The sequence below is a fragment of the Neorhizobium puerariae genome (assembly GCF_042429745.1).
In the GTDB taxonomy this organism is placed as follows: domain Bacteria; phylum Pseudomonadota; class Alphaproteobacteria; order Rhizobiales; family Rhizobiaceae; genus Neorhizobium; species Neorhizobium puerariae.
In genome coordinates this window covers 287,209-310,465 of record NZ_JBHMAA010000008.1, presented here as the reverse complement: position 1 = coordinate 310,465, position 23,257 = coordinate 287,209, and the positions used below count along the sequence as shown (strand labels likewise).

General features: G+C 65.2%; 20 protein-coding genes. 5 read left to right on the top strand and 15 right to left on the bottom strand.

The annotated features are described in order from the left end of the window. Positions 1–17 precede the first annotated feature (17 nt). The 6 genes from ACFFP0_RS06835 to ACFFP0_RS06810 all read right to left on the bottom strand — a co-directional run bounded on the left by ACFFP0_RS06835 (position 18) and on the right by ACFFP0_RS06810 (position 6,571). Entirely contained in the window at positions 18–1,268 is a 1,251-nt protein-coding gene (locus tag ACFFP0_RS06835) for an MGH1-like glycoside hydrolase domain-containing protein (RefSeq protein WP_377257982.1), read from the bottom strand. Between the two features lie 19 nt (positions 1,269–1,287). Continuing rightward, positions 1,288–2,346 (bottom strand): ABC transporter ATP-binding protein, encoded by a 1,059-nt coding sequence (locus ACFFP0_RS06830; protein ID WP_377257979.1) that lies wholly within the window; start codon positions 2,344–2,346, stop codon positions 1,288–1,290. Positions 2,347–2,359: 13 nt separating this feature from the next. Beyond that, the gene (locus tag ACFFP0_RS06825; RefSeq protein ID WP_377257976.1) at positions 2,360–3,196 is read right to left on the bottom strand and encodes a carbohydrate ABC transporter permease; all 837 of its coding nucleotides are present in this window, start codon (positions 3,194–3,196) and stop codon (positions 2,360–2,362) included. Further along, positions 3,193–4,044 (bottom strand): carbohydrate ABC transporter permease, encoded by an 852-nt coding sequence (locus tag ACFFP0_RS06820; protein ID WP_377257973.1) that lies wholly within the window; start codon positions 4,042–4,044, stop codon positions 3,193–3,195. The genes ACFFP0_RS06825 and ACFFP0_RS06820 overlap by 4 nt, the downstream gene beginning before the upstream one ends. Positions 4,045–4,242: 198 nt before the next feature. Next, positions 4,243–5,517: an ABC transporter substrate-binding protein gene (locus tag ACFFP0_RS06815; RefSeq protein ID WP_377257970.1), complete on the bottom strand. Its 1,275-nt coding sequence runs from the start codon at positions 5,515–5,517 to the stop codon at positions 4,243–4,245. Positions 5,518–5,560: 43 nt separating this feature from the next. Beyond that, positions 5,561–6,571, bottom strand: a complete 1,011-nt coding sequence (locus tag ACFFP0_RS06810) for a LacI family DNA-binding transcriptional regulator (protein ID WP_377257967.1) — start codon at positions 6,569–6,571, stop codon at positions 5,561–5,563. Positions 6,572–6,780: 209 nt separating this feature from the next. Here ACFFP0_RS06810 and pepT point away from each other — a divergent pair, with 209 nt between their 5' ends. The 3 genes from pepT (at position 6,781) to ACFFP0_RS06795 (ending at position 10,898) form a co-directional block, all read left to right on the top strand. Beyond that, a complete protein-coding gene (gene pepT / locus ACFFP0_RS06805) occupies positions 6,781–8,016 on the top strand; it encodes a peptidase T (protein ID WP_377257964.1) in 1,236 nt (411 codons plus the stop codon). A gap of 305 nt (positions 8,017–8,321) precedes the next feature. Next, the gene (locus tag ACFFP0_RS06800) at positions 8,322–9,086 is read left to right on the top strand and encodes a hypothetical protein (RefSeq protein WP_377257961.1); all 765 of its coding nucleotides are present in this window, start codon (positions 8,322–8,324) and stop codon (positions 9,084–9,086) included. A gap of 198 nt (positions 9,087–9,284) precedes the next feature. Beyond that, the gene (locus tag ACFFP0_RS06795; protein WP_377257958.1) at positions 9,285–10,898 is read left to right on the top strand and encodes an ABC-F family ATP-binding cassette domain-containing protein; all 1,614 of its coding nucleotides are present in this window, start codon (positions 9,285–9,287) and stop codon (positions 10,896–10,898) included. On the opposite strand, the gene ACFFP0_RS06790 is transcribed toward ACFFP0_RS06795, so the two are convergent. The 9 genes from ACFFP0_RS06790 to ACFFP0_RS06750 all read right to left on the bottom strand — a co-directional run bounded on the left by ACFFP0_RS06790 (position 10,861) and on the right by ACFFP0_RS06750 (position 20,848). Continuing rightward, positions 10,861–11,421, bottom strand: a complete 561-nt coding sequence (locus tag ACFFP0_RS06790) for an isochorismatase family protein (protein ID WP_377257955.1) — start codon at positions 11,419–11,421, stop codon at positions 10,861–10,863. The genes ACFFP0_RS06795 and ACFFP0_RS06790 overlap by 38 nt on opposite strands. A 111-nt stretch (positions 11,422–11,532) precedes the next feature. Beyond that, positions 11,533–12,312 carry an SDR family oxidoreductase gene (locus ACFFP0_RS06785; RefSeq protein ID WP_377257952.1) on the bottom strand — a complete coding sequence of 260 codons (780 nt, stop codon included), beginning with the start codon at positions 12,310–12,312 and terminating at the stop codon, positions 11,533–11,535. 64 nt (positions 12,313–12,376) lie between these two features. Next, positions 12,377–12,802, bottom strand: a complete 426-nt coding sequence (locus ACFFP0_RS06780) for an HD domain-containing protein (RefSeq protein ID WP_377257949.1) — start codon at positions 12,800–12,802, stop codon at positions 12,377–12,379. A gap of 61 nt (positions 12,803–12,863) precedes the next feature. Further along, positions 12,864–13,241: a GFA family protein gene (locus ACFFP0_RS06775; RefSeq protein ID WP_377258745.1), complete on the bottom strand. Its 378-nt coding sequence runs from the start codon at positions 13,239–13,241 to the stop codon at positions 12,864–12,866. A 92-nt stretch (positions 13,242–13,333) separates the two neighbouring features. Then, positions 13,334–14,710, bottom strand: coding sequence for an FAD-binding oxidoreductase (locus ACFFP0_RS06770; protein ID WP_377257946.1), 1,377 nt, complete (start codon positions 14,708–14,710; stop codon positions 13,334–13,336). Further along, positions 14,707–16,362 carry a thiamine pyrophosphate-requiring protein gene (locus ACFFP0_RS06765; RefSeq protein ID WP_377257943.1) on the bottom strand — a complete coding sequence of 552 codons (1,656 nt, stop codon included), beginning with the start codon at positions 16,360–16,362 and terminating at the stop codon, positions 14,707–14,709. Before ACFFP0_RS06765 ends, ACFFP0_RS06770 begins: the two co-directional genes overlap by 4 nt. Positions 16,363–16,386: 24 nt before the next feature. Continuing rightward, on the bottom strand, positions 16,387–17,619 hold the full coding sequence (locus tag ACFFP0_RS06760) for an alpha-hydroxy acid oxidase (RefSeq protein ID WP_377257940.1): 1,233 nt from the start codon (positions 17,617–17,619) through the stop codon (positions 16,387–16,389). Positions 17,620–17,630: 11 nt separating this feature from the next. Then, a complete protein-coding gene (locus ACFFP0_RS06755) occupies positions 17,631–19,343 on the bottom strand; it encodes a thiamine pyrophosphate-requiring protein (RefSeq protein WP_377257937.1) in 1,713 nt (570 codons plus the stop codon). Between the two features lie 41 nt (positions 19,344–19,384). Further along, a complete protein-coding gene (locus tag ACFFP0_RS06750; protein ID WP_377257934.1) occupies positions 19,385–20,848 on the bottom strand; it encodes an NAD-dependent succinate-semialdehyde dehydrogenase in 1,464 nt (487 codons plus the stop codon). A 450-nt stretch (positions 20,849–21,298) separates the two neighbouring features. On the opposite strand from ACFFP0_RS06750, the gene ACFFP0_RS06745 reads away from it, so the two are divergent. Beyond that, on the top strand, positions 21,299–22,081 hold the full coding sequence (locus tag ACFFP0_RS06745; RefSeq protein WP_377257931.1) for an alpha/beta fold hydrolase: 783 nt from the start codon (positions 21,299–21,301) through the stop codon (positions 22,079–22,081). Next, positions 22,078–23,238, top strand: coding sequence for an LLM class flavin-dependent oxidoreductase (locus ACFFP0_RS06740; protein WP_377257928.1), 1,161 nt, complete (start codon positions 22,078–22,080; stop codon positions 23,236–23,238). The genes ACFFP0_RS06745 and ACFFP0_RS06740 overlap by 4 nt, the downstream gene beginning before the upstream one ends. Positions 23,239–23,257 lie beyond the last annotated feature (19 nt).

Sequence of the window (23,257 nt, the reverse complement as noted above, 5' to 3'; positions counted from 1 at the left end):
GTTTTCCAAGGCATGGGTCAGGCTTTCGCCAGCCACATATAGGCTGCGGCGGTCCACGAGAAGCCGAGGCCGCCGCAGCCTTCGCCCGTCACCGGGTCGAAATATTCCGCAAACCCCTCCGACTCGATCGCCGCGATGGTCGACTTGCGCAGCTCTTCCGCCGCATGCGGATGGCCGTTGCGTTTCAGCCCGTCGATCAGCAGCCAGTTGATGATCGCCCAGGCAGGCCCGCGCCAGTAGCGCTTCGGTTCCCAGCCTGCGATGCCCGGCTTGGTCGTGGGGAAGGCGACCTTCAGCCCCCTGGACCATGCCTTCATCTCGGCCACCAGCGCATCCGCGATCCCCTTGTCGAGGTCGAGCGAGAGAAGCGGGATGAAACCCGCCTGCGTTGCCGCCTCCACGTCCTCACCGGAGATCAGGTCGCGGGAAACGAAGCGGGAGAGCGCCGGCCGCCACTGGGCAAGCATCGCTGCCCGGGTGCGTTCGTTGAAGGCGGCGATCCCGGCCGCGTCCTCTGTCCTCCCGAACAGGCGGGCGAGATGTTCGAGATCCTCGCCGGCCTTGAGCAGGATCGCGGTCGTCTGGATCTCGGCGATCTTGAACGGCGCCTTTTCCCATTGCCTTGCCGGGTCCCAGCCACAGGCGGCATAGGTATCGACCAGATGGATGAAGCGCCTGTAATCCTCGTCGCGCGGGCGCATCTCGGCGTTCACATGGCCGGTATCCTTGCGCACCACCGGCGTATCGGTCGTGGTCGGCACGCGGGCGAGCGCGACGTCCCAGGCGGGCGAGTTGTCGCTGCCGCTTTCCCAAGGGTGCAGCAGGGCGACAAGCCCGGTGCCCTGCGGATCGCGCGCCGAATACCACCAGCGGTGCCATTTCAGCGCCGCCTCGTAGAGCGGCAGGGTGCGCGCCTGGTCGCCGGCCGCTTCGTGCAGCCTGCGGAGCGCGATCGCGAAGACGGGCGGCTGGGTGATGCCGGATGTCGGGACGGCATGTTTCGTGCGCCAGACGCCCGGGCCGGGAAAATAGGTGTCGCTCGGCTGGTGGAAGACGATATGCGGGATCATGCCGTCCGCCCATTGGCCCTCGACGAGCCGTTCCAGCTCGCGGTAGGCGCGGTCGGTGTCGTAAAGGGCGAAGCCCATGGCGACGAAGGCGGAATCCCAGTTCCACTGGAATGGATAGAGCCGGTCGGTCGGGACCGTGTAGCCGCCGCGGTCGTTGGCGACGAGGATGCGCTTTGCCTGGTCGATATGCATGTTCATTCGGGATACTCCGGTATTCTCAGGCTGCGATGGCCGGGAAGGACTTGCCGCTTTCGGGCGAAAGCCAGGTGATGCGCCTGCGGTCGAGCCTGAGGCCGATCGTGTCGCCGCTGCGGACGGTTTCGGAAGCCGGCAGGATGACGCGCACCGGCTGGTCGTGGATCGAGCCGGTCAGGAGCAGGTGCGAGCCCATCGGTTCGGCGACGCGGACCTTCATTTCCAGCCCGTCGGGCAATGGCGCCAGCTCGACCGCCTCGCCGCGCAGGCCGAGGATCACTTCCCCGCCGGCTTCCCTCGGGACCGTGAGCTCTTCGGAACCCGCCGCCACCCGCCCGTCCGAGACCGGCACCTTGATGAAGTTCATCGGCGGATTGCCGATGAAACCGCCGACGAAGCGGGTCGCCGGATGATTGTAGACGCCGACCGGCGTGCCGACCTGTTCGACCACGCCGCCATGCATGACCGCGATGCGGTCTGAAAGGCCCATGGCCTCCGTCTGGTCGTGGGTGACGTAGATGGTCGTCGTGCCGGCCGATTGCAGCACGGTTTTCAGCTCCGTGCGCATTTCGAGGCGCAGCAGCGCGTCGAGGTTGGAGAGCGGCTCGTCCATCAGGAGGACCTTGGGCTCGACCGCCAGCGCGCGGGCGACCGCGACGCGCTGGCGCTGGCCGCCGGAAAGCTTGTTCGGATAACGGTCGAGATATTGCTCGATATGCAGCAGGCCGGCCGCCTTCCCGACCTGCGCCTTCACGCGCGCGTCGTCGGCCTTCTGCATGCGCAGCCCGAAGGCGACGTTCTCGTAGACCGTCATGTGCGGAAAGACGGCATAGTTCTGGAAGACCATCGCCAGGCCGCGATCCTTGGGCGGCAATCCGATTACCGACTTTTCGCCGATGCGGACATCGCCCGAGGAGGCGGTTTCAAGGCCTGCGATGATGCGCAGGAGCGTGGTCTTGCCGCAGCCCGAAGGGCCGAGCAGGGAAACGAACTCGCCGTCGTTGATCGTCAGCGAGACCTCTTTGAGCGCTTCGAAGGAGCCGAAGCTCTTGCGGATACGGTCGATGACAATATTGGCCATGGATATGGTCCCGTTACTTGGAGGAAATGCCCCAGATCGCGAAGAGGTAGCGCCTGACCGCGAAGATGAAGACGACGGAAGGAAGAATGAGCATGAGTCCTCCGGCAAAGCGGTAGTGCATCGGGCTTTCGGAGAGCACCGTCAGCAGGTAGGCCGTCAGCGTGCGGTTCCTGACCGTCAGCACGGAGGCGGCGAAGACCTCGTTCCAGGAGATGACGAAGGCGAAGACGGCGGTCGCGACGATGCCCGGCAGCGCCAGCGGGGCGACGATCCTGAAAAAGGCCTGGACGCGGGTGCAGCCGAACACCCATGCGGCCTCTTCCAGCTCTTTCGGCACGCCGAGGAAAATGCCCTGTGTCACGAGCGCCGCGAACGGCAGCGCCAGCACGGTATGAATGAGCCCGACGCCGACGATGGTGTCGTAGAGACCGAGCCGGATGAAGGATACGGTGAGCGGCAGCGCCAGGATCGCCAGCGGGAACGCACGGGTGAGAAGCACCAGCAGTCGATAACTGTCCTTGCCGTGGAAATTGTAGCGGGCGAGCGCATAACCCGCCGGTGCGCCGAGGATGATGGAAAGCGCCACCGTGATGCCCGCAGCGCCGAGCGAATTCAGGAAGGACTGGACGACGCCTTCCGTTCTCAGGAACAGCAGGAACGGCTCGATCGAAATGCCGGTCGGCAGGCCGGTCTTCGGCCATTGGTAGACGCCCTGGCGTCCGCCGAGCGCTCCGAGCGCGACCAGATAGATCGGCACGAGAACCCAGGCGCAGAGTGCGGCGATGCCGCTCCAGAGAAGCCAGCGGCGGGAGGAGACGAAACCGGCGGGATTGGTCGTTGACGTGCTCACGGCAGGCGCTCCGGATCGACCTTGACGGCCTTCAGATAGATGAGGGTGGCGGCGAGTGAGATGATCATGATCAGCACCGCATAGGCCGCCGCGACGCCGTAATTCTGGTTCTGGTTCTGCCAGTTGTAGGCTTCGCCGACGAGAACCGGGAAATTGCGTCCGCCGAGCGCATAAACGACCGCGAAGACCTCGAAGGCGAGCACGGTGCGCAGGATGAGCGCCGATTGCAGCGCCGGGCGGATGAGCGGCAGGGTGATCTTCCTGAAGCGGGTCCATGGTCCGGCGCCGAAGATCTCGGCTGCCTCCTTGAATTCCTTCGGCACCTGGTTGAGGCCGGCGACGATGATGACCATGACGATCGCCGTGCCGCGCCAGATCTCGGCGACGGCGATCGCGATGAAAAGCGCGACGGGCGTCTGGTAGGAAAGCCAGCTCGCCTGCCGCTCGATGATGCCGAGGCTGAACAGAGCCGAGTTGAAATAGCCGGTGTTCTGCAGGATCGACAGCCAGACGAGGCCCGCGGCGAGATCGGAGATGCCGAGCGGGATCGTCCAGATCCACAGGATGGTTTCGCGCCCGCGTCCGACCTTGGCGACCAGCGTGCCCATGACGAGCGCGATGCAGAGCTGTACCGGCACCACCGCCAGCGTCAGAAGAAACGTGTTCTTCACCGAGCGGGTGAAGTTGATGTCGTCGACCATGCGCCCGGCATTGGCGAGCGAAGGCGCGCCATTGTCCGAAACCGCAAGCCAGATCGTCTGGACCAGTGGCACGACGAAAAGCAGCGCCAGGAAGGCGACGGACGGCAGGATCAAGAGATAGGGGACCCAGGGGCGGGTATTGGTCATGTGCTTCTCTTCTCGCCGGGGAACCCTACAGGCGCCATTGGAGGTGCATTCCCTCTCATCCGCTTGCCGGCACCTTCTCCCCGCTGGGGAGAAGAAATATGCCGCGCCGTCGCTACTCCCTCCTCTCCCCAACGGGGAGAGGGTAGCCGAGCCGAGCGGAGGCCGGGTGAGGGGTTCACGCAAGCAACTCGAAGGATCTTATTCGACGGGGCAGGGGCCGTCGCTCTTGGCGTCCGGAGCCCAGCACGGCGCCTTGGTGTCGGTCATCAGCTTGGCCATGGTGGTGCCCTGAGCCTTCAACACGTCGGCAACCGGCTCGTTCTGCAGCACAATGCGCTGGAACGCGTCCATATAGACCTTGTTGAACTCGCCGCCCTTGTCGCCGAGGCCGACCGGCAGAAGCGAGATCACCGCATCCTTGGAGGCCTGTGTGGCTGTCACCGCACCAGCGAGCAGGGCCACGCCCGGGTCGAGGTCTTCCGGGAGCTGGACGTTCAACGTCGGGAAGAAACCGACGCGCGATGCGGTGAGGAGCTGCACGTCCTGCTTGGCCAGATGTTCGATGACCCTGGTGGCGCCCGCCTTGTCCGGTGCACCCTTGGGGATCGCGAGCCCGGCGACGACCGGCATGTAGCCGCGTCCCTTCGGGCCGGCCGGGGCCGGGAAGACGACATAGTCGTCGGGTGCTGCGGAAATGGCGTTTTTCAGGCGCGCGACGTGGTCCCAGGCGACCATGACCTCACCGGCCGCCAGCGGTTCCTGCATGAAGTCGTAATTGGTCGAGTTCGGGTTCACATAGGCCCAGAGCGCCTTCAGCTTTTCCCAGCCGGCGGCCGCATCGGCGCCCCGGAAGGTGCGCACCACGCCGCCTGTGAAGGACGGATAGAAATAGCCCTGGAAATAGCGCGCCATCAGGCCCTTCGGACCGGCGGGGAAACCGATCTGCGGCTGGCCGGTCGCTTCCTGCATCTTCCTGCCCCACTCGATGAGCTGGTCATAGGTGAGCGCATTCACGTCGGCGCCAGCCGGCAGGTATTGCAGCGCATCCTTGCGGGCGGCCATGACGTAGGTCGCCTGCATCCAGGGAATGTATTGCTGCGCCGGTTTGCCGAGCTTGCCGAGATCGAGCAGCGATTGCGGCATCCCGTTGGCGGCAAGTGTCCTGGCAAGGTCGTCGAGCGGCTCGAGCGCATCCTTGTCGGCCAGCGGCGAAAGCTCGCCATGCAGGGCGCCGACGAGGCTCACCGTATGCTTGCCGGCCTGCCGTTCCGCCTCCATGCGCACCGCGAACTGCGGCGGCTCCTCGACCACGTAGTCGACCTTGCCGACATCCTTGAGCAGTTCCTGGCGCACCACGGTCGCCTCTTCGATCGGGCGAAGCTGGGTGGATACGAAAACTGTCTGGGCGAGCACCGGCGAGGCGAAGGCCAGCACGGTGGAAGCCAGAATTCCGAATGACATGAAACGTTTCATCTTCTCCTCCTTCATTGTTGTCTGTTTGCGATGCACCGCGTGTTCATGCCGCCTTGAGGGGGAGGCGGTGGCTGTCGCGGTCGACGAATTCGATCGCGTGAAGCTCCTGAAGCTCCTCGGCCGGCTCGCCGGCGATGGCGCGGAGCAGCAGCGAGGCGAAGCTCGCGCCGAGGTTCTGGCCGGTCATGCGCATGGTCGAAAGCGAAGGGCTGGTGAATGCGCCCATCGGCAGGTCGTCGTGGCCGACGATGCTGATGCCGCTGCCGCCGTCGATCTCGCGCAGCGCCCGCAGCGCGCCGATCGCCATTTCATCGGTGGCGCAGACGAGCGCCGTCGGACGGGATGGGTGGCGCAGCAGTTCGAGGGCCGCCAGATAGCCGCCCTGTTCGGTCGGCGCGCCTTCCGCGCAGAGGTCGGCCATAAGCCCGGCCTCGTCCATGGCCGCCTGCCAGCCCGTGCGGCGCACATGCGCGAAGTAATATTCCTGCGGTCCGGCGACATGGCCGATGCGGCGATGGCCGGCCGCCTGGAAACGCCGGGTCGCGGCCCGGAAACCCGCAAAGCCGTCGCCGTCGATGTAGGGATGCGGGATCACGCTTTCGGTGCGGCCGTTGGTGACGAAGGGGATGCCGCGCGACTGCAGGAATTCGACGCGCTCGTCGCGCCGCCTGGTGCGCACGAGCAGCATGGCGTCGACGCGGCGGCCGTCGACGAAGCGGCGGCAGATATCGAGTTCGCTCTCGCCGCGCGGCACCGGCGCGATGACGAGGTTGAGGCCGGAGGCGGCGAGATGCTCGGCGCAGCCGGAGAGCATGTCGAGGAAGTGGGGCGGACCGATATGGCCGGGGTCGCTCGGCAGCGTGACGGCCACCAGCTCCGCGCGCTGCTTGCGCAGGCGCCGGGCGGAGGCATTCGGCCGGTAGCCCGCATTCTCGGCAGCCTCGCGGACCCGCTCGCGGGTCGCGGCGGAGACGTCCGAATAACCGTCGAGGGCACGGGAGACCGTGGTGATCGACAATCCGAGCGACTGCGCAAGCTGTTTGAGATTGGCCAAGATCTTCCTCCCGAATTGCGGTCGAGGATTCTCCAAAACGTTTTGGGAGTCAAGCCAAAACGTTTTGGATAGCATTCCGGCCGTCGGCGGAGGTGAAACGGCCCGCAGGGGAGGGAAAGAATTTTTCCGGGCCGCCCCATTCACGCGGCGGGCTTGCGCCGCTACACATTTCCTTTCCGTTCCCTTTCGCAAACTTGGATTTTCGAGCCATGGCCGACAGCGTTACCGATCGTTTCCTCCGTTACGTCGTCATCGACACCCAGTCGGACGCGGCTTCGCCGACCCAGCCTTCGACGATGAAGCAGCGCGATCTGGGCGAGCTGCTGGCCGCCGAACTCAGGGCGATCGGCGTCACCGACGCGCATCTCGACGAGCATGGCTATGTCTACGGAACGATCCCGGCGACGACGTCGAAGAACAACGTGCCGGTCATCTGCTTCACCGCCCACATGGACACCGCGCCGGACTTTTCCGGCACCGGCGTCAGGCCGCAGATCGTGAAGAACTACCAGGGCGGCGACATCCAGCTTGCGGGCGACAAGGCCCAGGTGATCCGCGTTTCCGAACATCCGGTTCTGAAGACGCTGATCGGCCACGACATCGTCACGACCGACGGCACGACGCTGCTCGGCGCCGACGACAAGGCGGGCATTGCCGAAATCATGACGGCGGCCGAATTCCTCATCGACAACCCGGACCTCAAGCACGGGGCGATCCGCATCCTGTTCACCACCGACGAGGAGATCGGCCGCGGCGTGGACAAGGTGGACTTCAAGAAGCTCGGCGCTGATTTCGCCTATACGCTCGACGGCGAGACGGCCGGCACGATCGAGGACGAGACCTTCTCCGCCGATGCGGTGGAGATAGATATCAAGGGCGTCGCCATCCATCCGGGCTTCGCCTACGGCAAGATGGAGAACGCCATCCGCATCGCCGGCGCGATCATCGACCGCCTGCCGAAGGACCAGGCGCCGGAAACAACCAAAGACCGGGACGGCTTCATCCACCCGACCGGCATTTCCGGCGTGATGGAGAAGGCGAGCCTTTCCTTCATCATCCGCGATTTCACGGAAGAGGGCCTGAAGATCAAGGAGGCGCTGCTGGAAAAGATCACCAGAGAGGTGCTCGCCGCCTATCCGGGCTCCAGCTACGCGTTCAAGGTCAGGGAGCAATATCGCAACATGAAGGTGGTGCTCGACAGGCATCCGGAGATCGTCGAATTCGCGGTCGAAGCCATCCGCCGGGCTGGCATGGAGCCCGTGCGCGGCTCGATCCGCGGCGGCACGGACGGCTCGCGCCTCTCCTTCATGGGCCTGCCGTGTCCAAACCTCTTCGCCGGCGGCCACGCCTTCCATTCGCCGCTGGAATTCGTTTCGAGCCAGGACATGGAAAAGGCCGTGAAGACGGTGGTGGAACTGGCGAAGCTCTGGGAGGAGCGGACGTAAGCGTCTCCTGTGAATGACAGGGCGATCGAAGCCCGCTCCGACGGGCGGAACGTCGAGCGAAAAAGTTGCGTGCCGATCAGGGTCGGCTTCCGGCAATTCGGAAGCCAGGCATCGTGCTTCCCCGAAATCGATCCGGTTTTCAGGCCGGCGCCCCAGCTTGCGCGCATCGGAATAAATCAAGGCATGTCGCGCAGAAGCGTGCGGCGATCTTGCAGCAACGGCATGCGGAAAAACTGAGACTTGAAGTGTGGCGGGCGAATCTGAAAGATCGCGACATGGTTTAATTCCACCGGAGACTCGTCGGGATGCCGCGCTTGCTCGTGCTCATGCTGGGCTTACTGGTTTGTCCGGTGGCCGGTTTCGCCTATTCTCCAGTTCCGACGCCCGGGACATTGCAGGAAAGCCGCACGGAGGCCAGAGAGGAGGCGGATCTCGTCGCGCAGCAGGAAATGGCGAAATATGCCTACTGGATGCTCATAGCCACGGTGGCAAGCACGGCTGTGGGCGTGGGCGGCGTATTCGGACTGATTTACACAATCGTACTGACCAGAAGAGCCTTGAAGCATGCCGGGGATGCGAACCGGATTGCGGAAGAAGGCCTGTTCAACGATATCCGGCCATGGATCGTGGTGGAGGAGGTCCAGCTCGTGCATATGAGCTTCGCGGTTCATCCCACGCACACCAAATGCTGGATCAACGGGAAGTACACGGTCAGGAATGTGGGAAAAACACCGGCTGCCGCCGTCCGTCGCAAACATTACCTTTCCACCAGCAAGACGGATGGCGAGGAGGAGGCGACCGGCCATCTTTTCATCGCTCCCGGCGGCAGCGCTCAATTCTCGCTTGCGAAAGTATATGACATTCCGGTCGGGCAAACGGCACAGACACAGGATGAGCTTCTAACACTGGATATCCAGATCTTTTACAAGAGCACCAAGCCGGACACCCATGAAACCCATTGGTATTGCTATCTCAATGGAGATTCGTCCGAGAACCTTCGTGTACGCGGCATGGTCCCGGCGACCTCAGGTGTGAGCGTCGACGAGGTTCGGCATCTGCGGATGACGTAGCCGGCCGGAGCTCCGCATCAGTTGCGGTCCGCGAGGCGGAATGGACATCCCTGGCGGTTTTCCTTATCCGTGCACCGGCCTTGAATCCCCCGCATTTCCGGCATAGACAGCCTCCATCCGCAGCACCGACAGGATGGTCGACCATGGATTTCACCCAGATCGCAGCGCCGCTTCGCCTTGCAATCCGGGAATCCGTCCATGCCTTCCATTACGCTCGCAAACCTTTCGTGGTCCACGCCTGACGGCCGGCCGCTTTTTTCCGATCTCAATCTCAGCTTCGGCCCGGAACGCACCGGGCTTGTGGGCCGCAACGGCGTCGGCAAGACGACGCTGCTCAGGCTGATCACGGGCGAGCTTTCGCCCGCATCCGGCACGGTCTCGATCTCCGGCACGTTCGACGTGCTGCGCCAGAGCGTGCAGGTCGTGCCGGGCGAGACCGTCGCCGATCTGTTCGGAGCGCGCGACGCGCTCGGCCTGCTCGCCCGCGCCGGGAAAGGGGAGGCGACGGCGGAGGAACTGGCGGATGCCGACTGGATGCTCGAAGCGCGCATGGCCGGGGCTCTGGCGCGTGCCGGGCTCACGGCGGGCGCTGAAACGAGGCTCGAAACGCTCTCCGGTGGCCAGCGCACCCGCGCCGGGCTTGCGGCGCTGATCTTCCGCGCGCCGGACTTCCTCATCCTCGACGAGCCGACCAACAATCTCGACCGCGACGGGCGGCAGGCGGTCATCGAACTGCTTGCCGGCTGGCGAGGCGGTGCGATCGTCGTCAGCCACGACCGCGAGCTGCTCGACACCGTCGATGCGATCGTCGAGATGACGACGCTCGGCGCCGCCCGCCATGGCGGCAACTGGAGTCGCTACCGGGAGCGCAAGGCGATCGAACTCGCCGCCGCCGAACGCGATCTGGCCGATGCCGAAAAGCGCGTGGCGGAGGTGAACCGCACCGCGCAGGAAACGGCCGAACGCAAGGCCCGCAAGGACAGTGTCGGAAAGAAGAGGGCGGCGCGGGGCGACATGCCGCGCATCGTCGCGGGCGGGCTGAAACGCAAGGCGGAAAACACCGGCGGCGAGAATGCAAGGCTGGCCGACCGGCTGCGAAGCCGCGCATTGGAGGATGTTTCGGCCGTGCGGGAAAAGATCGAGATCCTGCAGCCGCTGACCGTCACCCTGCCGCCGACCGGCCTGCCGGCGAGCCGTGTCGTGCTGCGGCTCGACACGGCCGTCGCGGGCTACGATCGGGAAAACCCGGTGCTGCGTGGTCTCTCCTTCGAGATCACCGGGCCGGAGCGTATCGCCGTGACCGGTCCGAACGGGTCGGGCAAGACGACGTTGCTGTCGCTGGTATCGGGTGCCCTGCGGCCCTTCTCCGGCACCGTGCAGGTCATGGTGAGGATCGCCATGCTCGACCAGCGGGTAAGCCTGCTCGATCCTGCGCTGCCGATCCGCGACAATTTCAGGAAGCTCAATCCGGGCGCGGACGAGAATGCCTGCCGCGCCGCGCTTGCCCGCTTCATGTTCCGCGCCGATGCCGCGCTGCAGGTCGTCGGCACCTTGTCCGGCGGGCAGATGCTGCGCGCCGGCCTGGCCTGCGTCCTTGGCGGCCCGCAGCCGCCGTCGCTGCTCATCCTCGACGAGCCGACCAACCACCTCGATATCGATTCGGTCGCCGCGGTGGAGGCGGGGCTTCGCGCCTATGACGGCGCGCTCCTCGTCGTCAGCCACGACGAGGTGTTCCTCGGCGAGATCGGCATCACCCGCCGGCTGCAGCTCGGCGTCAGGAACCCGGGGAGCCCGTCAGCGCCTCGGTCGTGACGAGGTTGACGCCGGCCTCGGCGAATTGGGCATTGTAGCGGTCGATGATCGCCGGCGCCGTCTCGTCCGGCTGGTCGAGCGTGCTGTGGGCGTCGGAAACGACGGTGACGTTCAGCCCGTTCGACAACGCGCCCTTCACCGTCGCGGCGATGCAGAAATCCGTCTGGGCGCCGAGCAGCACGACCTCCGCCACGCCCTGTTCCTCGATCCATCGCCCGAGTTCCGGATTGCTGAAGGCATCGCCGACCTTCTTGGAGAAGGTTGGTTCATCCTTCGCCTGTCCGAGCGCCGGCCAGACCGGCCAGCCCGGCTCTTCCGGCGCCAGCGGGTCGCCTTCAGGCCCGTCGTGACGGACGAACGCGACCTTCCGGCCTTCCCGGCGCGCCCAGTCGATCACCTTTCGCGCGCGGTCCGTCAGGCCATCCGCATTGTGCAGCGGCGGGTCGACGACGCCGTCGAACATGGCGACCTGCAGGTCGATGACGACGACGGGAGCGGCTTCGGCGGGTTTCTGCTCTACCATGGCGGACTCCTGCGCAGTGGGTGGTTGTCGATGCGCCTTTATGCGCGCAGACAGGGACGGGTTCAATCGGTATGTCCAATATATCCGAACCGGCGGAAAGCGGACGGCGGTTCACCTCAGCAGGCCCTGGCCGCCGTCGACGAAGACCGGCGTGCCGGTGACGTGCCGGGAACGGTCCGAGACGAGGAACAGGATGACGTCCGCCACGTCCTCGCTTGTCCCCGCCCTGCCGCCGGTGATCGGAATGTCGCCCTTCGGAAACCTGACCGGAACCGCCGTATCCTTTTCCTTTCGCACGGTCGTGTTCTCGTCGATGTTCGTCTCGATGGCGCCGGGGCAGACGGCATTGACGCGAATCCGGTGCCTGCCGAGCTCCAGGGCGAGCTGCTGGACGATTGCCACCTGCGCCGCCTTGGTGGCGACATAGGCAGTGGCTCCCGGCGTGTTGAAGGTGCGGTTGCCGTTGATCGAGGAGACGACGACGATCGAGCCGCCCTGCTTCTTCAGGTGCGGCACGGCGGCATGGAAGGTGAGGTAGGTGCCGCGCAGGTTGACGGCGATCGTCCTGTCGAATTCTTCCGGCGTCAGGTCGTCGATCGGCGCCCAGACGCCGTTGATGCCGGCATTCGCCACGACGATGTCCAGGCGGCCGAACGTTTCCGCAAGCCGGTCGATGGCAGCGCGCATCCCGCTTGCGTCGGAAACGTCCGCTTCCAGCGCCAGTGCCTCGCCGCCCGCCTTCCCGATCTCCCCGGACGTCCTGTCGATCTCGCTCTTGGTGCGGCCGAGCACGCCGACACGCGCGCCTTCTCCGGCAAGTTTCAGCGCTGTCGCCTTGCCGATACCCGATCCGGCGCCCGTTACCAGGGCCACTTGCGATTTGAGTTCCATGCGTCGATCCCGTGACGTTCAGGCCATGCCGGAACGAACGGAAGAGATGGCCCCAAGGTTCCGGTCAGCCGGGATATTCCTCCTTGAGAATGCGCAGGCCTTCGGCGAACTTGGAACCGTCGCCGCCCATCTGGCGCATCTGCGCAAGGTTGTCCGTCAGGTCGGCGCGCTTCACCGGCCGGGCGAGCGGGTTCCTGATCGAGCGCCGGACGAAATCGAAATAGTCCTCGCCGTCGCGTTTGCTCATCGCATCGACGGCTTCCGCGATCGTCTGCGAAAAACCCTCCTCGCGCAGCCTTTCGAGTGTCCAGCCGGGGCCTTTCTCGATCACGTCATGCAGCCAGGCGACCAGTTTCTCGTCTTCGCCCGCAACGCTTTCGGCCACGCGCCGCACATGTTCGATGAACGGCCCTCCGGTCTTCGACGATTGACCCCGGTGCGCCTCGGTGGCGATCGCGATCGCCCTTTCCAGCAAGTCCGTCTTCGCCATGACAAGGTTCTCCTTGGCGTTTCGGCGGCACTTTATACCCACCGCATGTCAGGGCAATGCGTCAATGCCGGTCTTCCTCGAACTGCTCGACGGGGAGCGGCGCAAGCCAGTTCTCGCGCCGCTTCACCCAGAGCTCGTAGGTGGGTTCCAGGTCGGTCGGCGCCATGTCGAGCGAGCCGACGCGGATTTCCATTTCATCTCCGTCACTGCTCTCGTTGAAGACGCGCGAGCCGCATTCCGGGCAGAAGCCGCGGCCCTGGAAATACCTGACCTCGCCGCTGCCCTCGAAGGCGTGGCGCGGCCAGATGCCGAAGGTGGCGAAGGCCGAGCCGCTCTCCTTGCGACAATCGGTGCAATGGCAGAGCCCGATCCTGATCGGTGCATCCTTCACGCTGAACTTGACCCTGCCGCAGAGGCAGCTCCCGGACCGGATGATCATCATTCTCTCCTCCTTGCCCACCCGGAAAAGCAGGTAGGGTGGGATCGAGGCCCTGCCAAGCCCTGATCGTCGATCTCAGCCGATAGGGCGCCTCATCCGGCCTGGCCGAGCTTGCCGGGGTTCATGATGCCCTTCGGGTCGAGCGCGGCCTTGATGGCGTTCATCATGTCGACGGCGTCGCCATGTTCGCGGCGCAGGTATTTCAGCTTGGAAATGCCGATGCCGTGCTCGCCGCTGAACGTGCCGCCCATGTCGAGGGCGCGCTGGTAGAGCCGTTCGGCGAGGCGTTCGGCCTCTGCCAGTTCCTCCGGGATTTCCGGCTTGATCAGGTAGCCGACATGGAAATTGCCGTCGCCGACATGGCCGATGATCTTGCCCATGACGAAGGACCTGTCGATGTCCTCGCGGGCCGCCATCACCGCTTCCGCCAGACGGGAGATCGGCACGCAGACGTCAGTGGTGAAGGCCTTGCAGCCGGGCCTGAGCGTCTGGTTGGAATAGATCGTCTCGTGGCGCGCCTTCCACAAGCGCTCGCGGTCCTCCGTGCGGGTGGACCACTCGAAATCGGAACCGCCGAACTCGCCGGCGATATCCCGCACCGTGTTCGACTGTTCCTCCACCCAGCGCGGGCTGCCGTGGAATTCGAGGAACAGCGTCGGCGCGATTTTCAGCGTCAGGCCGGCATGGCGGTTCGCCGCTTCCACCGCCACTTCGTCCAGGAATTCGATGCGGGCGACGGGAATGCCGCTCTGGATCGTCGCGACGACGGCTTCGACCGCGCCGCGCATCGTCTTGAAGGTGCAGACGGCCGACGCGATGGTTTCCGGGATCGGATGCAGCCGGACGGTCACCTCGGTAATGACGCCGAGCGTGCCTTCCGCGCCCACGAAAAGCTTCGTCAGGTCATAGCCGGTGGAGGACTTCTTCGTCCGCCGGCCGGTGATGATGATCTTGCCCTGCGGGGTGACGACGCGCAGCGCCAGCACGTTCTCGCGCATCGTGCCGTAACGCACGGCGGTGGTGCCGGAAGCCCGCGTCGAGGCCATGCCGCCGAGCGAGGCGTCGGCGCCGGGATCGATGGGGAAGAACAGGCCCGTATCGCGGATATGGGCGTTCAACTGCTTGCGGGTGACGCCCGCCTGCACCTGCGCGTCGAAATCCTCGTGGTTGACCGCGACGATCCGGTTCATGCGGGTGAGATCGAGCGAGATGCCGCCCTTCAGCGGGATCGTGTGGCCTTCCATCGATGAGCCGGCGGCGAATGGCGTCACGGCGATGCCACCCTCGAAGCAGGCGGATACCACGCGCGCCACTTCGTCCTCGTTTTCGGCATAGACCACCGCATCCGGCAGCCGCGTCGGCTGGCGGGACATGTCGTGGCCGTGATGCTCGCGCACCGCATCGGTGATCGAAAGCCGGTCGCCGAAATGCAGCTTCAGCGCATCGATGGTCGAGGCTAACGCGCTCATTTCGTCTCACCCGTCAGCATGCGATGGTAACGCGAGCGGGCGATCTCCTGGCTGGTGATGAATTCGAGGAGTACCGGAACGCCCTTTTGCGTCTGCTCGATGCCGCGCCGGATCGCCGGGATGATCTCGGCCGGATCGGTGATGCGTTCGCCATATCCGCCGAGCGCGCGGGCGAAGGCGGCGTAGTCGCCGGAAATGTCGGTCGAGCGGTATTTCTCCGTCGAAACCTTCATGATCGGCAGTTCCATCGCCATGGAGAAGTTGTTGAGCAGGATCGACAGGATCGGGATGCGTTCGCGCACCGCCGTCTCGAAATCCATGCCGGTGAAGCCGATTGCCGCATCGCCCCAGACGTTGATGCACAGTTTGTCCGGATGCATCAGCTTGGCGCCCATGGCCAGCCCAAGGCCGTAACCGAGCTGGGTGGACTTGCCCCAGCCGATATAGGTGAGCGGCTTCACCGATTTCCAGAAGGGCGAAAGCTGGTCGCGCGGGCTGCCGGCGTCGTGGGTGATGATCGTGTTCTCGATATCCACCGTATGCTGCAGGTCCCAGAGGACACGGTAGGGGGAGAGCGGTTTCGACTCTGAGGTGAGCTTCGGCATCCATTCGGAAAGCCATTCCTCCTGCACCTTGGCGATTTCCGCGGCGATCCCGGCGCTGTCACGCTGTGCCGTATTGCGGGCCTTGATCTCTGCGAGAACCGCATCGAGCGTCAGCGCCGCATCGCCGATCAGCGCCACCTTCGCTTCGATATCCTTGTTGACGTGATCCGGATCGAGCGTGGCATGGATCACCGTCTTGTCGAGCGGCATCTGCACGCCGAAGGCGGTTTCGGTAAACGAGCAGCCGATGCCGAAGACGAGGTCCGACGTATCGAGGAAATGCCTGAGCGTCCTGGAGATCGCCGCACCGCCGGCGCCGACGGAGAGCGGATGGGTTTCCGGAAAGGCGCTCTTGCCTTCGAGGCTGGTCGAGACGGGGATCGCAAGCAGTTCGGCGAGTTCCTTGAGCTGCGGCCAGGCTTCGGCGTAATGCACGCCCTGGCCGGCATAGAGCACCGGGCGCCTGGCGGCGAGCAGCAGGTCGACGGCGTCCTTCACGGCGGCCGGGTCCGGCCCGTAGCGGGTGGCGAGGACCGGGCGATAGTCCAGCGGTTCCGGCACGTCATGCTGCCACATGTCGTTGGGGATCTCGATCAGCACCGGGCCGCCGCGGCCGTTCCTCAGTTTGGAAAATGCGCGCCGAAAAATGTTGGGTATTTCTTCCGCCAGCGTGATCGGCTCGGCGGACTTGGTGATGTCGCGCATCGAGCGGGTGGCGTTGTAGTTCGGGTCGATATGCGCGACGCGGCGCTCGTAACCCATGGGGAGAACGAGGATCGGCACGGATTCCGAATAGGCCTGGGCGATGCCGCCATAGGCGTTTTCCGTGCCCGGGCCGAGCTGCATGGCGAAGACGCCGATCGTCTTGCCGGAGCTCAAGCGCGACATGGCGTCGGCCATGTGCAGGCCGTGGCGCTCCTGGCGCACGATGATCGGGCGGATATCGGCCATCGCGACATGTTCGAGAACGTGGTTCACCGGATAACCGCAGACGATCTCGATCCCCTCGCGTTTCAGAATTTCGGCAATGGCGTCTGCGACTTTCATGGGTCTCCCCTCCCGGGAACGGATTTAGCGACGAGGTTGGAAATTCTCAGGCGTCCAGGCACCGGGATGGCGCACGGGCGCGCGGCGGGCTTCGTCGGAGCTCAGGAGCCCGTTCTGGCCGAGCGCCATGCCGTATTCCTCGATGAAGGCCCGTGCCATGTGGGTTGCGCCGCGGTCGCCGAGCGCGGCAAGCCCCAGCATGAAGGCGCGGCCGGCGAAGCAGGCATGCGCCCCGCAGGCGAGCGCCCTGAGCATGTCGACGCCGGAAACGACGCCGCTGTCGAAGAGCACCGTGCCGCGCGTGCCGACGGTGCGGGCGATCTCCGGCAGCACGTCGATCGTCGCGGGCGCCGCGTCGAACTGGCGGCCTCCATGGTTGGAGACCACGACGCCGTCGAGGCCGAGTTCCAGCGCCTTTTCCGCATCGGCAGGATGCATGACGCCCTTGACCATCATCGGTCCGGGCCATTTGTCCCGCAGGCGGGCGATCTCACCCCAGGGAAAGCCGCCGCCGATATGTGTCTGCACGAAGCCCGCCGTCGCGCTGTGGTCCGTGCCGCCGGCGAACCTGCCCATGTTGGCGAAGGTCGGCATGCCGTTGCGGCGGACGGCGTCGAGCCAGAGCGGCGCCATCGCCGCGCGCATCATCGTCTTCGGCGTCAGCCGGAAGGGCATGACGAGGCCGTTCCTCAGATCGCGCGGGCGCTTGGCGCGCACCGGCACGTCCAGCGTCGCGACCAGAACCCTGGCGCCCGCCATGCGGGCGCGCTCGGCCATTTCGAGGCTGTACCGATGGTCGTCCGGCGCCATCGGATAGAGCTGGAACCAGGTGACGTCCGGCGCCCATTCCGCTACCTGCTCGATCGTCGCGCAGGCGAGCGTGCCGACCATGTAGGGGATGTTGTGCGCCTGTGCGGCCCTGGCGAAACGTTCCGTCGCGCCGGGCCACATCATGCCGTCGAGGCCGATCGGCGAAATGCCGATCGGGGCGGCATAACGATGGCCGAAAAGTTCGACGGACGTATCCACCTTCGTGACGTCGATGCCGTAACGCGGCACGACCTCCACCGCCTGCAGCGCCGAGCGGTTGCGGTTCAGCCCCGTCTCGTCGCCCGCACCGCCCTGCAGGAACTCGTAGGCGAAGCGCGGAATGCGCCATTTCGCCCGTTTTTCGAGATCGCTGACCATCGGGTAACGCCGGCGGAGATCCACCAGCGTCTTCATCGTCCTTGCGTCGTCTCCGGTTCCTCCCCCCATCGCCGAACCTCCTAGTAGGAAACCATGACTTCGAGCATGGCCTGCCGGCCGCTCCTCGTCGCGGCGAGCGCGCGCTGCAGCGCATCCGCCAGGTCTTCGCCCGCCTCGACGCGTTCGGCATGGGCGCCATGGGCGCGGGCGACCGCGGCATAGTCCGGGGCCGGGTCGAGGGCGGTGATCGGCATGATGTTGGCGGTCGCCGCACTTCCGTCCGGATACATGTAGAGGGTCGAGCGGCGCACGGCGTTCCAGATGCCGTTGTTGAAGACGACCGTCAGCAGCGGCAGTTTCAGCGCGGTCGCGGTCTGATGGCAGGCGACCGGGTTGGCGAACATGTAGGAACCGTCGCCGACGGTGACGATCACCTGCCGGCCGTCACCCTGCTTCCGGGCGGCGAGCTGGGCGCCGAGCGCCGCCGTCAAGCCGAAGCCGAGGCCGCCGGAAAGTGGCGTCGAGAAGAAGGACTTCGGATGCTTGAATTCCATCACCGACGGGTCGATGCCGAGCTCGTTCACCACGGTCGTCTTCTCGTCCATGATGTCCGAGATGCAGCGGCTGACAAAGGCCGGCGTCATCGGCGAACCGTTGCCCAAGGCGGCGCGCCTTGCGGCGGCTTCCGCCTGACCGGCCTTCACCCCGGCCCATTTCTGGCGGCGTTCGGCGAATGTCTCGCCGGCCGGCACGCGTTGCTCAAGGGCGGCGGCAAGCGCCGCGATCGTCTTGTTGATGCCGCCGGCGAGCGCGATGTCGATCTCGAAGCTGCGGATCGGCATGCGGCTGTGCTGCGGGTCCGGGCCGATGGCGATCACCCTGGCGCTTTCCGCAAGGGCCGTATGATCGGAAATCCACGGAACGGCGGCGTTGATGACCACGACGACGTCGGCTTCCTTCAGGAGCTGGGTCGAGTCGCGACCGACCATCATCGGATGGTCGCTCGGCAGCGACTGGCGCATCGCCCACATTTCGACGGTCGGCAGCGCGAATTTTTCGACGAAGCCCGCGAGCGGCTCGAAGTCCGGGGCGAGTTCCGGACTCTGGGCGATGACGAGCGGATTCTTCGCCCCGGCGAGAAGCTCGGCGGCCTCGGCAACGAGAGCCGGGTCGGCGGGGCCGTAGGACGTGGGCGTGACGGTCGAGCGGTGGCTGGTCGTTATCTCCGCCCCTTCCGCCAGCGCCTCGCGCGGCAGGCTGAGATAGACCGGCCCGCGCGGCTCGCTCATGGCGATGCTCATGGCGCGGTCGATGACGATGCCGGCCTGTTCCGGGTAACGCAGCTCGTAGTCCCACTTGACCGCTTCGCGGACCATGCCGCCCTGGTCGAACATTTCCTGGCCCCAGTGGATCGGCGAGGAACGCGAGCCGAAGCGGCCATGTTCGGTGATCGGCGTGCGGCCGGAGAACATCATGACCGGCACGTTTTCCGACCGGGCGTTGATCAGGCCCATGACCGAGTTGGCAAGGCCCACGTTGACGTGGACGATGACGCCGGCTGGCTTGCCGGTCATCAGATAATAGCCGTGCGCCATGCCGACGGCGACGCCCTCGTGCGGGATGACCAGCGGTTCCGGCATTTTCAGCCCCGTCTCGGACTGGCGGGCGAAGGCTTCGATGATCGACGGGAAGTCCGTGCCGCCATTGGCGAAGAGCACGTCGATGCCGGCGGCCTTCATGTGGGTCAGCACGGCTTCGGCGGCGAACGTGCCGGTCGGTTTGACGTGTTTCATAATCCGCGTTCTCCTGGAAACATTCTGAAAAGCCGGCTGGATCAGCTCACGCTGACCGTTTTGGTGACCATGTAGGCCTCGACGCCCTCGATCCCGACTTCGGAACCGTGGCCGCTTGCCTTCACCCCGCCGAACGGCGTTTCCGGCATGGAGATGTTGAAGGAATTGATGCCGACCATGCCGGCTTCGAGCTGATCCGAAAGTTTTGCGATGGTCCTGTGCGAATTGGAGAAGCCGTAGGCGGCAAGGCCATAGGGCAGCCTGTTCGCCTTGGCGATCGCGTCGTCGAAATCCGAGAAGCGATTGAGCACGGCGACCGGGCCGAAGGGTTCCTCGCTCATGATGCGGGCGTCGTCCGGCACGTCGGCGAGCACCGTCGGGGTATAAAAGAAGCCCGCGTTGTTCACCCGATGACCGCCGGCGAGAAGCCTTGCGCCCTTGGATGTGGCGTCCTGCACCAGCGCCTCGATTGCGTCGCGGCGGCGGGCATGCACCATCGGTCCCATGTCCGTCGAGGCGTCGAGGCCGTCGCCGACCCTGATCTTGCCGGCGCGTTCGGCAAAGCCGGCGCAGAAGGCCTCGTAGGAACCGTCCTGGATATAGAAGCGGGTCGGCGAGATGCAGACCTGGCCGCTGTTGCGGTATTTGCGCTGCACCGACATTTCCAGCGCCGCCGCCTGGTCGGCATCGTCGAAGACGAGCACCGGCGCATGGCCGCCGAGTTCCATCGTGGTGCGTTTCAGCCCTTCGGACGCGAGCCGGATGAGGTGCTGGCCGACCGGCACGGAGCCGGTGAAGGAAATCTTGCGGATGACCGGCGAGGCGATGAGGTGGCGCGAGATGAAATCCGGCACGCCGTAGACGACGGCGATGACGCCGGCCGGCACGCCCGCATCGATCAGGCACTGGGCGACGGCGGCGGCCGCTGCCGGGGCTTCTTCGCCGGGCTTGTAGATCATCGTGCAGCCGGCGGCGAGCGCCGAGCCCATCTTGCGGGCGGCATTGCCGACCGGGAAGTTCCACGCCGAGAAACCGGCCGTCGGGCCGACCGGTTCCTTGACGACCTGGAAACGGGTCTCGCCGAGACGGCCGGGGATGACGCGGCCATAGGTGCGGCGGCCTTCCTCGGCGAACCATTCCATTTCTTCCGAGGCGAAATGGGTTTCGAGCCGGGCTTCGGCGATCGGCTTGCCCATTTCGAGCGTCGCGATGCGGGCGATCTCCTCCTGCCGCTCGTGCATCAGGTGGGCGGCGCGTTTCAGGATACGGCCGCGCTCGCGCGGGCTCGTGGCGCGCCACAGCGGGAAGGCGCGCCGTGCCGCTTCCAGCGCCCGGTCGAGATCCTCGATGGTCGCATGCGGCACGGTGCCGATCGGCTTTTCGGTGGCCGGGTTGACGACGGGTTGGGTCTTTCGGCCGCCGTTTTCCAGCCAGACGCCATCGATCAGCAGGCGCGGGGACCGATAGGCCTCGGAAGAGGGGGCGGGACTGGTCGCGATATTCATGGTCTTTCCTCCGACTTTTGTGGAGACGAATGCGCTTGGCTTTCATCAATTCCGGGCCTTGTTCAGGCCGGCTCCTCTCTCCTCTAGAAGAGGTAAGGCAGGGAACCTGATATTGTCAATTCCGGCGTCCTGCCAACTGTTGCGGCAGCGCCATTCTTCAGATCGCAACTGCGCCGCCGCCGGTCGGGATCACCGCGCGCGGCGGCCCCTCATCCGCGGCGTCCTTCATGCGGATGCCGTGCCTCCAACCAGCCCAAAACCACCCATCCGGGCGAGGCCACCTTTGTCTGCAACTCCAAAAGAAGCAAGTCAGAAATTTGCTATTATCAATCAAAATTTGACAAAGTCATATTGACCCTCTCCCGAAGGTTATACAGATTGCCGCGATCGCGGACGTGGAGGAGCGTTCGCGACGGTGGCGTCGACAGGCCGGGGAGGGCGGAGACACCGATGAGCTTTACCGAGAGCCTTGAGACGATAACCGGCTGCAACGTCCGGTTCATGCGCGGCGGAAAGGGTGCACCGCTGCTCTTCCTGCACGGCTCCGGCGGCGCGGGGCGCTGGCTGCCCTTCATGGAGAAGCTGTCCGAAAGCCACGAGGTGATCGTGCCGGAGCATCCGGGCTTCGGCGCTTCGGATTCCCCGGAATGGCTGGACGGCATGTCCGATCTTGCCTTCTTCTACCTCGATGTCCTCGACCATCTCGGGCTCGATCGGGTGAACCTCGTCGGCGGTTCGATCGGCGGCTGGCTGGCGGCCGAGATCGCCATTCGCGACTGCGCCCGGCTCGCCTCGCTGACCATGGCGGGGCCGGCCGGCCTGCGCGTGAAAGGCCTGCGCAAGGGCGATGTCTTCATGTGGAATGCCGAAGAGACCGCCCGCAACCTCTTCCACGACCAGGCCTATGCGGAGCAGATGCTCGCCGCCCGGCCGTCGGCGGAAGAGCTGGAAACCGTCCTCAGGAACAGGCTCACCACGGCGAAGCTCGCCTGGGAGCCGCGCTTCCACAATCCCGACCTGCACAAGTGGCTGCATCGCATCATCGTGCCGACCCTGATTCTCTGGGGCGATCGGGACAAGGTCGTGCCGGCGGGTTATGGCGTCGCCTATGAGGATCTCATTCCCGATGCCCGCCTCGAAATCATCCGGGACTGCGGGCACCTGCCGCAGATCGAAAAGGTGGACCGTTTCGTCGAGCTGGTCGGCGGTTTCATCCGGGAGGTGACGCGATGAAATTCTACTTCATGCATCTGATGCCCTATGCGGATCTCGATCTTTCCTATGACGAGAAGCACGATTCCGCCTGGGTGACGCTGCCGAACACCTATTTCGATCCGAAGAAGGGCCACCAGCTCTACAACCGTTACCTGGACGAGCTGGAATATGCCGATCAGCTCGGTTTCGACGGCATCTGCGTCAACGAGCATCATTCGAACGCCTATGGTCTGATGCCCATCCCCGGCGTCATGGCAGGCGCGCTTGCGCGGCGCACCAGGAACGTCAGGATCGCCATTCTCGGCCGCGCGCTGCCGCTCCTCAACAACCCGCTGACGGTCGCGGAGGAGTTCGCCATGGTCGACAACATTACCGGCGGCCGGCTGATCGCCGGTTTCGTGCGCGGCATCGGCGCCGAATACCATTCCTGGGGCGTCAACCCGGCCTTTTCGCACGAGCGTTTCCAGGAGGCCCATGACCTGATCCTGCAGGCCTGGACCCAGGCCGGTCCGAGCGTCTTCGAAGGCAAGCACTACCATTTCGAATACGTCAACGTCTGGCCGCGGGTCTACCAGGACAATCCGCATCCGCCGATCTGGATACCGAGCCAGGGTTCGAGCGAGACGATCGAATGGGCCGCCCATCCGGACCGCAAATATACCTACCTGCAAACCTTCGCCTCGGTCTCGACCGTCGCCCGCTACATGAAGATGTACAAGGAGGTCGCGGCCCGACACGGCTACGAGGCGACCGGGGACCAGCTCGGCTGGTCGCTGCCGCTTTATGTGGCGGAAACCGACGAGATCGCCCGCAAGGAAGCCAAGGAGCATATCGAGGCCTTCCTGCAAAAGTTCCTCCGGATGCCGGTGGAGATGCTGCTGCCGCCGGGCTATACCTCGGTGAAATCCATGGTCGGGGCGCTTTCCGCCAAGGCCGGCCATTCGATGAAGCAGACGATCGACAGCGTCATCGAGGAAGGCAAGTTCATCTGCGGCGGCCCGGCGACGGTGCGCGAGAAGCTGGAGGAATACCAGGCCGAGATCGGTTTCGGCCACCTTCTGACGCTGCTGCAGTTCGGCACGCTGCCGGCCGAACTCACCCGCAAGAACATGGAGATCTATGCGAAGGAAGTGATGCCCTATCTGCGGAACGTGACATCCGGCAAGGCGGCCTGAGGCGGAGGGTTCCATCCGC